This window comes from Halobaculum halobium (assembly GCF_030127145.1).
In the GTDB taxonomy this organism is placed as follows: domain Archaea; phylum Halobacteriota; class Halobacteria; order Halobacteriales; family Haloferacaceae; genus Halobaculum; species Halobaculum halobium.
Genome location: NZ_CP126158.1, coordinates 2087046 through 2100706, shown reverse-complemented (window position 1 = coordinate 2100706; position 13661 = coordinate 2087046). Strand labels below are relative to the sequence as shown.

At 65.5% G+C, this 13661-nt stretch carries 12 protein-coding genes and 1 tRNA gene; 4 read left to right on the top strand and 9 right to left on the bottom strand.

Annotation, left to right across the window (positions count from 1 at the left end; translation table 11 throughout):
• Window positions 1–14: 14 nt before the first annotated feature.
• Window positions 15–1004: a class I SAM-dependent methyltransferase gene (locus P0Y41_RS10865; RefSeq protein WP_284061362.1), complete on the top strand. Its 990-nt coding sequence runs from the start codon at window positions 15–17 to the stop codon at window positions 1002–1004.
• 31 nt (window positions 1005–1035) lie between these two features.
• On the opposite strand, the gene P0Y41_RS10860 is transcribed toward P0Y41_RS10865, so the two are convergent.
• Together P0Y41_RS10860 and P0Y41_RS10855 are read right to left on the bottom strand one after the other, a co-directional pair.
• Entirely contained in the window at window positions 1036–1389 is a 354-nt protein-coding gene (locus P0Y41_RS10860; RefSeq protein ID WP_284061361.1) for a type II toxin-antitoxin system PemK/MazF family toxin, read from the bottom strand.
• Complete coding sequence (locus P0Y41_RS10855) at window positions 1386–1757, bottom strand: MarR family transcriptional regulator (protein ID WP_284061360.1); 372 nt, start codon at window positions 1755–1757, stop codon at window positions 1386–1388. Before P0Y41_RS10855 ends, P0Y41_RS10860 begins: the two co-directional genes overlap by 4 nt.
• 366 nt (window positions 1758–2123) lie before the next feature.
• Here P0Y41_RS10855 and P0Y41_RS10850 point away from each other — a divergent pair.
• A tRNA-Thr gene (locus tag P0Y41_RS10850) sits at window positions 2124–2196 on the top strand.
• A 166-nt stretch (window positions 2197–2362) separates the two neighbouring features.
• Here the strand turns inward: P0Y41_RS10850 and P0Y41_RS10845 are convergent.
• Complete coding sequence (locus tag P0Y41_RS10845) at window positions 2363–3229, bottom strand: SDR family oxidoreductase (RefSeq protein WP_284061359.1); 867 nt, start codon at window positions 3227–3229, stop codon at window positions 2363–2365.
• Window positions 3230–3317: 88 nt separating this feature from the next.
• Window positions 3318–3971 carry an NAD(P)-dependent oxidoreductase gene (locus tag P0Y41_RS10840; protein WP_284061358.1) on the bottom strand — a complete coding sequence of 218 codons (654 nt, stop codon included), beginning with the start codon at window positions 3969–3971 and terminating at the stop codon, window positions 3318–3320.
• A gap of 113 nt (window positions 3972–4084) precedes the next feature.
• Here P0Y41_RS10840 and P0Y41_RS10835 point away from each other — a divergent pair, with 113 nt between their 5' ends.
• Entirely contained in the window at window positions 4085–4492 is a 408-nt protein-coding gene (locus P0Y41_RS10835; protein WP_284061357.1) for a winged helix-turn-helix transcriptional regulator, read from the top strand.
• Window positions 4493–4609: 117 nt separating this feature from the next.
• Here the strand turns inward: P0Y41_RS10835 and P0Y41_RS10830 are convergent, their stop codons facing one another.
• A complete protein-coding gene (locus tag P0Y41_RS10830) occupies window positions 4610–5743 on the bottom strand; it encodes a GNAT family N-acetyltransferase (RefSeq protein WP_284061356.1) in 1134 nt (377 codons plus the stop codon).
• Window positions 5740–7014 (bottom strand): CoA transferase, encoded by a 1275-nt coding sequence (locus P0Y41_RS10825; RefSeq protein WP_284061355.1) that lies wholly within the window; start codon window positions 7012–7014, stop codon window positions 5740–5742. Before P0Y41_RS10825 ends, P0Y41_RS10830 begins: the two co-directional genes overlap by 4 nt.
• Window positions 7015–7289: 275 nt before the next feature.
• Between P0Y41_RS10825 and dph5 the strand changes: the two genes are divergently transcribed.
• A complete protein-coding gene (dph5, locus tag P0Y41_RS10820; RefSeq protein ID WP_284061354.1) occupies window positions 7290–8102 on the top strand; it encodes a diphthine synthase in 813 nt (270 codons plus the stop codon).
• Window positions 8103–8134: 32 nt separating this feature from the next.
• On the opposite strand, the gene artA is transcribed toward dph5, so the two are convergent.
• The 3 genes from artA to glmU form a co-directional block, all read right to left on the bottom strand.
• A complete protein-coding gene (artA, locus tag P0Y41_RS10815; RefSeq protein WP_284061353.1) occupies window positions 8135–9133 on the bottom strand; it encodes an archaeosortase A in 999 nt (332 codons plus the stop codon).
• Window positions 9134–9299: 166 nt separating this feature from the next.
• The gene (locus P0Y41_RS10810; RefSeq protein ID WP_284061352.1) at window positions 9300–11636 is read right to left on the bottom strand and encodes a BGTF surface domain-containing protein; all 2337 of its coding nucleotides are present in this window, start codon (window positions 11634–11636) and stop codon (window positions 9300–9302) included.
• A gap of 814 nt (window positions 11637–12450) precedes the next feature.
• Window positions 12451–13656 (bottom strand): bifunctional sugar-1-phosphate nucleotidylyltransferase/acetyltransferase, encoded by a 1206-nt coding sequence (gene glmU, locus P0Y41_RS10805; protein WP_284061351.1) that lies wholly within the window; start codon window positions 13654–13656, stop codon window positions 12451–12453.
• Window positions 13657–13661: the final 5 nt, after the last annotated feature.

Genomic DNA, 13661 nt, shown 5'->3' with positions numbered 1-13661 from the left:
GGGCGAGGGCGGGTATGACCACGCCGTGCGTCCGCGTCCCCGTCAGCGAGGGCGAGGGAACGAGACAGGCGCTCGCCGAGCGCGACCTGCTCGACGGCGACCGCGAGATCGCGGTCGACGACGGCGACATCTTCCTCCCCGTCGTCGACGCCGCCGTCGCCCGCGACGCCGGCTACGCGGTCGTCGAGCGCGAGACCGCCGAGCGCGACGGCCCCACCCCGCCCGCGGAGGTCCTCGGATTCGAACCCTCCTACGGGCGCCTCGGCGACATCGTCATCCTCGACGAGGACGACGCCGAACGCGCACGGGCGATCGCCGACGCGATCGTCGAGTCGGACGTTCCCTGCGAGACGGTCGTGAACCGCGCCTCGAAGGTCGCCGGCGAGTTCCGCGTCCGCGAGTGGGACGTGCTGTACGGGGAGCACACCGAGACGGTCCACCGCGAGTACGGCCACGAGTTCGCCCTCGACGTCGCCGAGGTGTACTTCTCGCCCCGGCTCGCCACCGAGCGCCACCGCGTCGTCGAGCAGGTGGAGTCGGGCGAGCGCGTCGTCGACATGTTCGCGGGCGTGGGTCCCTTCGCGGTGCCGATGGCCGCCCGCGGCGCCGAGGTGCTCGCCTGCGACGTGAACCCCGCCGCGATCGACTACCTCCGAGCGAACGCCGAGCGCAACGGCGTCGCCGATCGCGTCACCGCGCTGGAGGGCGACGTTCGCGAGACGACCGCCGACTACGACGGCTGGGCCGACCGGGTCGTGATGAACCTCCCGCACAGCGCCGACGAGTTCCTCGACACCGCGGTTCGGCTCGCGGGCGACGACTGCGTGCTCCACCTGTACGACATGGCCCACGAGGACGACCCGTTCGGACCCAGCGAGCGCGCGATTCGGGAAATCGCCGAGCCCGCGGGCTACGAGGTGGAGGTGCTGACGAGGCGAGAAGTGCGGTCGTACGCGCCACACGAGCTCAACGTCTGTCTGGACGTGCGGATTCTTCGAAACTGAGGAGTAGGGAAGCTGAAACGAGAGTGGTCTGTTATCGAAGTTCGTCGACAAGCGCAGCCACCGCCTCATCGACAAGGTCGCTCTCGAGCCGGCCCTGCCAGAAATCGATGTCCTCGTTGTCGACCGATTGAACAGCCCACGGAACGATTCCACTCTTCTCAGGAGTTCCGCCACGAAGCCAACTCTCCGCAGGGATATCGATGAGGCCGTCCATCCAAGATTTCGACGTCAACGTCAGCGCGATGTACTGATCGCCATGGAACGGCCGTCCCTCGTGGTTCGAGAGAACGAGCCACGGTCGGGCATCCGCCTCTCCTTTGAACGGGTCGTCGCCGTAGATGACATCTCCTCGCTCGAAGATCGGCAGCGATCCCTCGCCCGTCACCGTTCGTTCTCCACACTCGGATGGGGCTCGCTGGGGGCGTGTTCGCGCCAGGATTCCTTCTCTTCTGCACCGAGCTGATCGTTGAACAGGGCAGTCGCTCGCTCGTAGCCACTGTATCGTTCGAGTCGCCCAGTGTCGTCAGTTACCGCCCAGTACGTCGCTTTGTGTTCAACTACGTCCCGATCCTTCAGCCGCGAGAGCGCGGTGCTGACTGCCCCCTCGTCGACACCGATCTGGGTGGCGATTTCACGGGCCTTGAATGCCCGTTCGTCGTTGGCGGCGAGAAACCCGAGGACCTGCTCCGGGACCGAAAGGTCGGCGAGCTCTTCCTCGCTCGTGTTCTCGAAGGTGTCTCGGTCGATAGACATTGCTGAACGAGAGTATGGGTTCAACTGTGAAGAGCGTTATCAGTGAAATCCATGTGATTGATGAAATATAGTCTCGACCGAGCAGTTCGGGAACGATACGCATCGAGACAACTATTCTCAACGCCTGACCAAGTGATCGGGGTGAACAGCCTCGGGGTCAAGCCCCGAGGCACTCGCCTTGCTTATCTGTAGAGGCCCGGACCGGGTACGATGAACACGTCCCCCGATCAGGCCTGCTGGAGATCATCACTGTCGGTCACCTCAGGAACGTTCGATCTTCCTTCTGAGTAAACGTGCGAGTCCGGGACACGGCGACGCACATTCGCAACCCTTATTCCCATCATGGCAGTACGACTGATTGCACGCGCCGGTGTAGCTCAGCTGGCAGAGCGATTCCTTCGTAAGGAATAGGCCGAGGGTTCAAATCCCTCCACCGGCTTTCGTTTTGCGTTCAATCGCGAAGGAGTAGGATCGACCAGTAGCAGGTGTCATACTAGCATTGAGGGTTTCGGTATCGAATCCGTCCTGTTCCACGGCACCGCCGATTCCGACAGACCCGACAGCACCCACAGCACACCCACCCAGAGCCACGACTGTCGAACAGATCAGGCCACGTTTTCCGACCGGAACTGGTCCGCGTGGTCCTCGACGAACGTTCGCATGTCCCGCGGCTGTCGGCCGAGGAGTCGTCGGCCGTCCTCGGTAACACGGGCGGCCAGCCCGAGGCGTGCGACGGTGTAGATGCCGCACATGAGCGCGATGAACGCCCACGGCTTTCCACGCCGACGCATCCGTCTCGCGAACGCCGGCAGCGACGGCTCCGGATACGTGATCGGGCGCCCCAGAACGTCCGCGAAGATCTCGGCGACGTCCCCGTACTCCAGCGCCGCGGGCCCCGTGAGGTCGTACGCCCGGTTCGCGTGGCCCGACTCGGTCAACACGACCGCCGCGATCTCGCCGATATCGCGCGCGTCCACGAAGCTGGTCCGCCCGCTCCCGGCCGGAACGAACACCTCGTCGCGTTCGACGATGTCGGGACGGTGGACCTCGAGCAGGTTCTGCATGAAGAACGACGCCCGTAAGAGCGTGTAGTCGACATCCGCCGCAGCGACGCGCTTCTCGATCCGGTGGTGGGGGATGAGCACGTTCCTCTCCGCGCCGAGCGTCGAGAGGTAGGCGACGCGGTCGACGCCGACGCGGCCCGCGGCCTCGGCGAACGACCCGACGGCGGACCCGTCCACGATCGGCGGCCGGACGAGAAAGACGCCGTCGACGTCCGCCAGCGCGGGGCCCCACGTCTCGGGCTTCGTGAAGTCGAACTCGACCGGTTCGCCGGCGTCCGCGATCTGCCTCGGGACGGCTTCGGGATCGCGAACTCCGGCCCTGCCGGCGACGTCGCGGTCCGCGAGCGCGGCGACAACGTGCCGGCCGACGGTCCCGGTCGCCCCGGTGACGAGTATCGCCTCCGTCATCGGTCGGCCCCCCGAGGGGCGGGCACGACCGCGGATCCGGCCCGCTTCGGGACTGAGCAGGACCCGGGACCGGCGTGTGCGAGATCGGTCATGCGTCCGCGACCTTGGGCATCTCGTGGACGTACAGGTCCTCCTCGAGACAGTCGAGGACGAACTCGGCGACGTTCGCCCGCGCGGCGGCGGCGCGCACGCCGAGCGCGAGACCCGTCCCGTGGCGGAACTCGCCCGTGTGTGGTCCATCGGTGAGCCGCGGGCCGCGGACGACCGTCCACCGGGCGTCGCTGGCCCTGACGGACTCAACGTGGTCGACGGCGTCCTCGAGCGTCGATCGCGCCAGCAGCTTCAACAGCGACCCCATCACCTTCCCGCCGAGGCTCACCGACTCGCTCTCCTCGCGGACGCCCGCGCCGACCAGCGTCACGAGCCGCTCGATCCCGTGCCTATCCATCGCCGCGAGCACGTGTCTCCCCGCCTCCGTCAGGAGGTCGTCGGGGCTCTCGGATCTCCGTCCGAGGACGCTGACGACGGCGTCGACCGGGTCGTCGCCGCCGATGGCGCGGTCGACGCCGTCGCCGCCGTAGGCGTCGCCCTCGATCACGCTGACCCGGTCGTCGTCCCGGAGCGCCGACGGGAGGTCTGTCGGGTTCCGGACGAAGGCGACAACCTCGTGGCCGCGGTCGAGCGCCTGGTCGACGAGCGGGCGGCCGGTTCGCCCGGTCGCGCCGAATACTGCGATTCGCATGCACGCCATAGGTCCCCCGAGCGGTTATACTTCCAACTTCGAAGTTTCGAAGTATTGGATCGTTAGTCCGATTTTAACCAAAGATACAAATCGACAAGTCGCTATCCGAGTTCATGACCGAACCGAGCGACCCGCCGGAGGTGCCCGACCTGAGCGGGGGGCTGTCCCGCGAGGAAGCCGTCGCGCTCCGCGAATCGTTCGACGCCGAAGAGCAGGATCGCATCCGTCGGACGGTCGCGGACCTCCTCGATCTCCTCGGGAAGACCCACACGATGGCGGTGCTGAGCGCGTTCGCGTTCGCCGAGGGGTCGCTCCGGTTCAGCGACCTCGAGGCCGAGCTCGACGTCGCACCGAACACGTTGTCGACGCGACTGCGAGAACTGACGGACGCGGGGTTGCTCGACCGTCAGGCCTACGACGAGGTCCCGCCCCGCGTTGAGTACACGCCGACCGAGAAGGCCGAGTCGCTGTTCCCCGTGTTCGCGCACCTCCACCACTGGGCGATCGAGCACGACCTCTGACGTCGAACGCTGTCGCAGGGTCCGGACTTCGAAGTCGGCAGTCTGGCGTGTCACTCCGGGATCGGTGTGCCCGCTGCCGTGTCCCGCACGGACTGCTGCACCGGAGTCGACGCTCGGTCACCGGGTGTCGCGGTCGCTCAGCCCGAGCGTCCAGCCGTCGAGTGCCGAGAGGTCGGGAGTGTCGAGCGCGTCGTCGAGCGGATACGCCACGAGCGTGCTCGGCGAGGAGACCCACGACAGCGGCGGCGCCGTATCCGGGAGGAACCCGAGCCTCAGAAGCGTGGAGCGCGCGAACGAGTCCTCGGCGGCTGAGAACACGTCCACGTCGTAGGCGGCGACGATCCGATCGAGCAGCGCCCGCTCGGCCGCGAGTCGCGCGCGAGCGGAGGAACCGTCCGTGTCGCCGCGGTCGTCCCCTGAGGCCCGCAACGGGAGCACGTCGACGACGGACGCGGTCGCCGGGTCGGCTGCCTCGTCGGCGCCGACGACGGCTCCGAGCGCCGTCCGTCCGCCACGCTCGACGGTGAAGGCGGTATACTCCCACTGCGGGTTCCCGTATCGCCAGCCCAGATACGCCTCATCGCGGACGACGTGGAACTCGTCGGGGATCGAGCGCCGATACAGCGATGCGAGCGTGTCGACGGGGATGTCGCGGTGGCGGCGAACAGTCAGATCCTCCGCTCCCCGGGACGCGAGACGGGGGAGCCGGAGGAGTCCGTCGGCGACCGTCCGCCCGGTACGCGAGAGGGCTCCGTCGAGCCGGCCCGCGTCCACCCCGGCGAACGCCGCCGGATCGGCGATCCGGTAGCGGGTCGTGACACGACCGACCTCGCGCCAGCCGTGTTTACGACTCCCGCGGAGGGTCGCGTGGTTCGGGTAGTTGAAGAACAGCGCCTGGGGAGCGTCGGCGTACGTCGACTTCATGTACTCGGTCATCCGCGAGAAGAGGCCACGGCGACGGTGGTCGGGGTGGACCATCGTGTCACCCGGCTGGAGTGCCGGGAACCGCCGGCCGTTCCAACCGACCTCGAACGGCATCCCCGACTTCGTGCCGACGATGCGGTTCCCGTCGGTCGCGACGACGACCGTGACGTGGTCCGTGTAGGGGTCGTCCACGTACTTCCAGTCGAACCACGCTTCGCTTCCGCCATCGAGCACCGCACGGTGGAGCGCGAGATAGTCGTCGCGGTCGCCTGGCTCGAACAGCCGCACGGTGTAGCCGTCGGAGTCGTGGCGAGCCGGGCGGGTCACGTGACGCTCCCCGATCCGGTGTCGTCGGTGATTGCGGACTCCCCGTCGGCGGAGGCGGCCCCAGCGTCAGGGTTGCCCGATCCGTCGGATTCGGCGCGCGTGTCCGGATTCGCGTCGACAGTCGTACGCTCTTTGGCTACCACCGCCTCCCGGTGTTCATCGAGCAGTGGGGCGCGCCCCCGCGGGTGCGCCGGGGTCGCCGTCATCTTGATCGGCGAGCCGGCGACGGTCGCGCGCTCGCCGCTCCCGGGATGTGGGAGATCGACGAGCATGTCCCGGCGGTCGGCGATTCCGCCCTCGAACACGTCAGCCACGTCCTGCACCGGGGCACACGGCACGACGGTGTCGAGCACGTCGAGAACCTCCTCGACGGTCCGCTCGCGAGTCCACGCGGCGATCTCGGCGCGCAGCCGCTCGCGGTTCGCGAGTCGGACCGACTGCTCGCGGTACTCGGTCAGGTCCGGCCGGTCGATAGCACGACACAATGCGTCCCATTGGCTCGGGCCGATTGCGGCGATGACGACGAGTCCGTCGTGCGCCTCGAAGGCGTCGTACGGAAACAGAACCGGATGGGCGTTGCCGACGCGGCCGGGAACCTCGCCCGTGTAGGAGTACTGGTAGACGGTGCGCTCGCACATCGACAGCATGGCGTCGTACATCGAGGTGTCGACGAACTGTCCCTCGCCGGTGCGATCCCGATGGTGGATCGCCGCAAAGATTCCCACGGCGCTGAGGACACCGGTGAACAGATCGCCGATACCGACGCCCACTTTCGTCGGTGGGTCGTCGGACTGGCCGTTGATCTGCATCACGCCGGCCATCGCCTGTACGATCAGGTCGTACGCCGGGCGAGCCTGTTCGGGGGTCGAGCCGGTTCGAGGGTCGCCGAACCCCCGGATGGCCGCGTACACGAGCCCCGGGTTGCGCTCGTGGAGGCGCTCGTACGAGAGGTCGAACCCCTCCATCGTCCCCGCGCGGTAGTTCTCGACGAGCACGTCCGCGCGGTCGACGAGCGTGAGGAAGTCTTCGCGGTCGTCGGAGTCCGTCAGATCGAGCTCGATGCTCGATTTCCCGCGGTTGACGCTCTGGAAGTAGCCGCCGTACGGCTCTTCCTCGCTGTCGAGGAACGGCGGCGTGCGGCGGACCCAGTCTCCGCCGGGTGGCTCGACTTTCAACACGTCCGCCCCCATGTCCGCGAGCAGCATCGTACAGTACGGCCCCCCAAGAACGCGTGTGAGATCGAGCACCGTGAGGTCGTCGAGGGAACCCATGGTACAGGTGATCCGGTCCCTGTGTATTGTTAGGAGGAACCCGATCAGGTCTGTGTCACTTGTTAGGTGGAGAGGAACCCCGAGTACGTGGGTGATATCTCCTGCGGGCGTTCCCGTTCGAACGAATACACTCTGGAACTGACGAGCGTACCGTCACCGTTAGTCACCCAGTACGTGCCCGGAAAACCGGCCTGAATCGACCCCACGCAGTACCGTTCTGGGAGTCGGTCGTCGCGGAGCGAAACCCCGAAGCCCTCGACCCGTCAGATCCGGGCATGCTCACTTTCATCGGCCTGGGGCTGTGGGACGAGCGCTCCGTCACCGTCGAGGGGCGGGAGGCGCTCCGAACCGCCGACCGCGTGTTTGCAGAGTTCTACACCAGCCGGCTCGCGGGTACCACCGTTGAGGATCTCGAAGCCCACCACGGGATCGGCGTCGAGGTCCGTGATCGCGCGGGCGTCGAACAGGACCCGACGCCGATCCTCGATGCGGCCGCCGAGGAGGACGTCGCCTTCTGTACCGCCGGAGACACGATGATCTCGACGACACACGTCGACCTCCGTGTCCGCGCGGCAGAACGCGGCATCGACACCCGGGTGATCCACGGGATCACCGCTCAGTCGGCCGCCTCGTCGCTGACGGGGCTGCAGAACTACCGCTTCGGCAAGGCCGTAACCCTGCCGTTCGAGTACGCTCACGGCGCCGACGGAACCCCCAAGAGCGTGATCGACGGGATCGAGGCGAACCGCGAGCGCGGGCTTCACACGCTGGTGTATCTGGACATCAAGGTCGCCGGCTCCTCCCCTGCCGGGCCCGCGGAGGGCGAGCCAGACGAGTACATGACCGCGGACCACGCCGCCGCCGCGCTGGCCCGCGACTGGGACGAGGACGTCGTCGGGGTGGCAGTCGCGCGAGCCGGGAGCCCCGAGCCGGTCGTCGCCGCCGACACGCTCGCGGCGCTGGGCGAGCGCGACTTCGGTGACCCGCTACACATGCTCGTGATCCCGGGGGAGTTGCACCACCTGGAGGCGGAGGCACTCGCGGAGTTGGCCGGGTGTCCGCGGGACGTGTTGCCCGGGTCGGAGTGAAGGCGAGTCGCCACCGCAGGTTGTGGCTTAGGTTACAGTTCGTCGGAGTCACTGCGCCCGCCGTCGGTCCGAACCGGCTCCCGCGGGAGGTCCAGCGACTCCAGCAGGTCGTACTCCTCTTTAGTGACCATGTACAGCACGTCCTCGATCACGGTGACGAGCTCGGGCAGCTCGCGGACGACGAGGTAGGTGACGCCCACGAGCGCGACGACCGCGAGCACCTGCGAGATGACCCGGTCCGAGAGGAAGAACGACACCATGTACGGGTCCGAGGAGCCGAACAGGAACAGCACCTCGTCGACGAACAGTTGGAGGTACTGGTTGCCGAAGGTGATCCCGATGAACGTGGTTCGGGCGATGTTCAACCCCCAAATGATCGGGATCGAGACGGCTAACGCGCGGAGCTTCCGACCGAGGGGGGCACGCACCGCGGCGATGAGTCCCGCGAAGATGGCCATGCTCCCCAAGCCGGTGCACGCGAGGACGATCTCGAACAGGAGACCGTGGCCGTCGGCGGTGACGAACCGATAGGCGTTCTGATAGCCGAGGATCGGTCCCTCGACCAGCGTGGGTTCGTAGCCGAGCTGCGCCATCGCCCAGCCGGTTTGCCCGGTGACGACGAGGATGAGGGTGCGCTTGAGCGGCTCGATCGACTCGAACGGGAAGTAGACGATCCCCATCGCGGCGACCGCCCGCGAGAGCACAAGCAGCGAGTCGCGACCGTTCCACAGCAGCCACCCGGCGTACAGACTCGCGGGGACGGCGAACAGGGAGAGCACGCCCTCGACGTAGCTCTTCTGCGTGAACGCGAAGTGCGGGAACAGCGCCAGCCAGAAGGCGGCGAACAGCACCCAGCCGGCGGTTGCGAGCGTCCGCTCGGGGGGCGTGTCGAACGCATCGAGGCGACGCCGGAGGGTCGCGAGCGCGCCCGTGTCGCCGCCGCGGTTGCGACGGACGTACTCGGCGCCCGCACCGGCGAGGAACGTCGCGATCACCACCCACCCGAGCAGGTCGGTGTAGATGCTCGCCATTCGTTCGTGGATCGGCGCTGTCGGGTAAAGCCCTTGTCGTCTCGTGTGTCGAGAGCGCCGAGCCGTATCCATCGACGGCGCCGTCGCTGGTCGGTGTGGGCGCGTCGAAAGAAAGGGTCCGCGTGAAGCGGACGTGACCGGGTTACGGCCGGTCAGTCGTGGTTAGTTAGTTGTCGCGGCGGACTGCCAGCAGCGCAGCGCCGATGAGGGCGATGACTGCCAGCACAGCGCCGAAGCCGGGCGTAGACGTGGAGGTCTCCGTCGCGGTCTCGGTCGGCGTGCTGTCGTCAGCCTCGGTGGCCGTCGCAGTCGCCGTCGCGGTTGCCGTCGCGGTTGCCGTCTCCGTGGCGTCGTCGCCCTCGGTCGCGGTGGCGGTGGCGGTGGCGGTCGGCGTTGCCGTCGAGACGCTCTCGACAACCACACCGTCCTCGCTCAGCGAGAAGCCAGCCTGACGGACACTTGCGGTGAACTCGTCACCTGCGGACTGGTCGCTCAGGTCGAAGGTCGCGTTAAAGCTCCCGTCAGCCTGAACCGTCACAGTCTGGGTTTCGAAGAACCGCGGCTCCGTGTCGCCCGTCGACTGGACGCGCACGGTGAACTCCGTCCCGGGCGCGACGTTCGTCGTGCCCTCGACCATGGCGTCCTCGGACGCCGTGACCGCAACGAGGTCGTCCTCGTTCAGGTTGAAGCTCCCCTCGACCTCCTCGACGGAGAAGTTCGCCGAGGCGGTCTGGTAGTAGTCTTCGGAGGCCTCGTCACCGTCGACATCGTCCGTGTCGATGTCGAGCAGGCGCGTGTCCTGCACCGAGATGTCGGCGGTGACATCGTCACCGTCCTCGAAGGTGAGGTCCGAGTCCTCGTAGTCAGTGTCTTCGACCGAACTGTAGTCGACGAAGACGTAGTAGTTGCCCTCGCCGTCAGCGATGACGGTCAGGGCGTCGGAGAGGCCGCTAGCGTTCAGGTCGAGCGTTGCGGGATCCTGGTTTGCACCGGGATTCTCCTCTTCGAGCACGACGCTCAGGTTCGCGTCGCCGTAGGTGTTGCTCGTGTCGAGCGCAGCCGTGAACTCACTGGTGACCTCACCGGACTCGGCCGCACCCAGCAGACCGGACAGGCCGGGGGCGGTGAGCTGGTGGACCATCACGTCGTCGTTCGTCCCGTCGGGGTCGAGCGCGAGCGTGTCGGTCTGGGTCACCTGGTCGTTCTCGACTGCGGTCGTGATTGCCGAGGCGGCGTCGACGTCGTCGTCGCCAGCGGCGGTCTCAACATCTTCGAGCGTAGCCGTGCTCGTACGCCAGAGCTGCTGCTCGGGCGTCTGACGCTCGTTAATCACGAGCGTGCCGACGTTGTCCGGGCTGTCGAGCACCTCAGCGGGGTCGTCGTTCGTCCCCACGGAGATGATGTAGTCGCCCGTGTCCAGAATGTCGTTCAGGCTGGACTGGCCGTCGAAGCTGATCTCGTCCTCGCCAACACTGTCGCCAACGAGCGTGACCATCTGGTCGTCGGTAGCGCTCGTGTTACCAGCCTTGTACGTGTTGAAGGCGAAGGTAACCTCACCGTCTGAGTCGTCGTCAGTGACAGTGATGTTCGCTTGGTAGCCGTCCGCGTCCTCGTCACCGATGAGCACTGTTGCGTCGCCGCCCTCTGCGGCGCTGTTCATCGTGACGGTGAAGGTACCGTAGTCGCCCTGCTGGACGCTCGTGGTACCCTGCGAGAGGTCAGCCTCACCCGCGCCGACACTGTTGACGTCGATGGACGCGTCGTCCTCAACGCCAGTGTCTGCGACCGTGAAGGTGAAGTTGTACTGACCCTCGTCGATGTCCGAGAAGTTCGTCGCGGCGTCATCCGAAACACCGGTCAGAACGAACTCCTCATCGTCGTCATCGACGTTGTAGGTGAAGCCCTCGCCGAAGATGTCTTCGAGCTCCGGGTCGTCGTAGTCGAAGTCTTCCGACTCGACGATGACGTCGAAGTTGTTGCGGTTGGAGTTGACGTTCAGGTCGACCGTGGTCGACCCCTCGTTATCGACAGAGTCCGCGTCGAACTCAGTCGAGAACGTCTGCTCAACGATCTCGATGGTGTTGTTGGTCGTCGCCGTGACGCCCGGACCATCGATGTAGTAGTCACCGGTCTCCAGACCATCAGTGCTGATACCGATGATTTCTCCGTTACCGTTCGAGGTGTAAGTGTCTTCGAAGGTGCTCGAAGTGATGTCGTTGCCGCTGGTCTCGTCGACCGAACGGAGTTCGTATTCCTCGTCAGCCTGAAGTTCAGTCGCGTTGAACTCCTGACCCGAGTAGATGAGGTCGACGTTGTTGGTCGCCTCTGTATCGTAGACAACAGCGTTGTCGTTCGGGTTAGTCGTGCTGCCGAACGCCGTCGTCACCGTTGACGGATTGTCGTTCGACTGCGGGTTCAGGTCAACCTCGATGTCTGTCGAGCTACCGCTCGACGGGTTCTCGACGTTATCAACGGTAACCGTCACCGTGTCACCGGAGGACAACGAGTTACTGCCGCCGAGTGAGATAGTGAGGGTTTCTCCGTTGTTGGATGCGGAGACGCCGCTCACATCGTTGGAGATGTCACCAGGACCCGTAAGTTCGACCGTAACGTCGCTCTGCTCGACGTTACTGACGGACGACGGAGCAGTACCGACGCTATAATCGATCACGATACCGTTCAGCGAACTACCCACTTCACCACCGCTAGGCTCCACGGTGAACGTGTGGGTAGAAGTTGCATCAGCATCTGCCGGATTGGCAGTTACTGTAGCATTGTTGGCCGCAGCGGCTGTACCTGCGAACGCGACAGTGCCAGCGAAGACGCTGAACACCATCAGCGCTGTTAGGAACAGCGCGCGGATCTTGTTGTTTGTTTCTGTCATGGTTTGCTAGGTCGCACTGCAAGCGGCGACAACACCGTTTTCCCACGCCTGCCGCAGAACGCCCGCGAGGCGGACTTGACGAGAGATACTCTCTGCTGTCACCATGGGTAGGGGTACGGACATAACCAACATCGGACCTTATAAATGTCTTGTGGTAAATCAGAGGGCGCGTCAACGCTTCACACACCCAAATTCGGGCGTTTCGGGGATTCTCGCCGAATCGTGAATAAGTACTTTGTGGAGATTGTGTGAGGAGTCGCCACGGGCTCTTTCGTGACTTCGGGCCGATTTCGGCTCGCGCGCGCCCAGAGACAGGTCACGATCTCGTCCACCCTGTCGGTGAAGTCGACAGGCGAATCGCGGTCGTACGGTACTGAAGTCTTAATCTCTCCGTCGTCAGCGATATCTTCGTCAGTCAGTCACGTCTGACTGCTTACTCATCCGTCCGATCCCGCAAGACCGGTTCGTTAGGACTGGTTCGCGCATCCGATCCCAGTTTCACACCTGCGTTCAAACTCGTCTGGATACCGGTCTTCACACCGTCCCCACAGACAACACCATACTTCCGGCGTCCGGTCGAGACGACCTCACCCTTGACGAGCGTCCGAACGTCCTCGTCGTCGTGACGCAGGTTCGCGACAGTTGTCCCCGCACCGAAGTTCACGTCGCGACCGAGTATACTGTCACCGACATATGAGAGGTGACCCACGGTGGCACCCTCCATCAGCACGCTGTTTTTCACCTCGACGCTGTGACCGACCGTCGCGTCAGAACTGATTAGTGTTCGCCCGCGCACGTACGCGTTCGGTCCCACACTCGCACCCGACCGGATCAGCGCAGGACCCTCGATCACGACGCCCGAATCGATCTCCACACCAGCCTCGACGACGACCGCGCCGCGGAGGTCGGCGTCCTCGTGCACGTCGCCGTCGATCCGACGCTCCAGTTCGTCGAGCTTCCACTCGTTCGCCTCGAGCAGTTCCCACGGGCGACCAACGTCGAGCCAGCGGTCGAACGGGACCGCCGAAACGGTCGTCTCCTCGCAGGCGCGTTCGAGGACATCCGTCAATTCGAGCTCACCACGTTCGCTTTCGCCGACATCGAGCCAGTCGTGTGCCTCAGCGGGGAAGACGTACGCACCGGTGTTGATCAGATTGGAAGGCGGGTCTGCGGGCTTCTCGGTCACACCAGTCACACGAGTACCATCGGGAGTCTCGTCCGTATGGAGGACACCGTAGGCGCTGGGATTGTCGACACGAAACGACCCGACCGCTGGTGCCGACTCGTACAGTGTCACTAACGAGTCGTGGTCGTACAGCGCATCACCGTTGAGGACAGCGAATGGGCCGTCGTCGAGATATGATGCGCCCGCCCGAACGGCGTCGGCCGTGCCGCGTTGCTCGGGCTGCTCGGCAAACGAGACGGGGACACCTGCGAATTCTTCTCGGAAGTACGTGCGGACATCGTCCGCCTCGTAGCCGACGACGATCACCAGTTCGCTGGCGCCGGCCGCGACAGCGGCTTCCGCCGTGTGTGCAACCAAGGGCTTACCCGCGACTGGCAGCATCGGCTTGGGTCTGCGGTCCGTCAGGGGACGCATTCTGGTTCCCTGTCCGGCAGCGAGAATGATGGTTTGCATGAATC

Coding starts and splice junctions, on each gene's coding strand:
- P0Y41_RS10865 (WP_284061362.1), top strand. CDS start 15: ATGACCACGCCGTGCGTCCGCGTCCCCGTCAGCGAGGGCGAGGGAACG.
- P0Y41_RS10855 (WP_284061360.1), bottom strand. CDS start 1,757: ATGTCTATCGACCGAGACACCTTCGAGAACACGAGCGAGGAAGAGCTC.
- P0Y41_RS10845 (WP_284061359.1), bottom strand. CDS start 3,229: ATGACGGAGGCGATACTCGTCACCGGGGCGACCGGGACCGTCGGCCGG.
- P0Y41_RS10840 (WP_284061358.1), bottom strand. CDS start 3,971: ATGCGAATCGCAGTATTCGGCGCGACCGGGCGAACCGGCCGCCCGCTC.
- P0Y41_RS10835 (WP_284061357.1), top strand. CDS start 4,085: ATGACCGAACCGAGCGACCCGCCGGAGGTGCCCGACCTGAGCGGGGGG.
- P0Y41_RS10825 (WP_284061355.1), bottom strand. CDS start 7,014: ATGGGTTCCCTCGACGACCTCACGGTGCTCGATCTCACACGCGTTCTT.
- dph5 (WP_284061354.1), top strand. CDS start 7,290: ATGCTCACTTTCATCGGCCTGGGGCTGTGGGACGAGCGCTCCGTCACC.
- artA (WP_284061353.1), bottom strand. CDS start 9,133: ATGGCGAGCATCTACACCGACCTGCTCGGGTGGGTGGTGATCGCGACG.
- glmU (WP_284061351.1), bottom strand. CDS start 13,656: ATGCAAACCATCATTCTCGCTGCCGGACAGGGAACCAGAATGCGTCCC.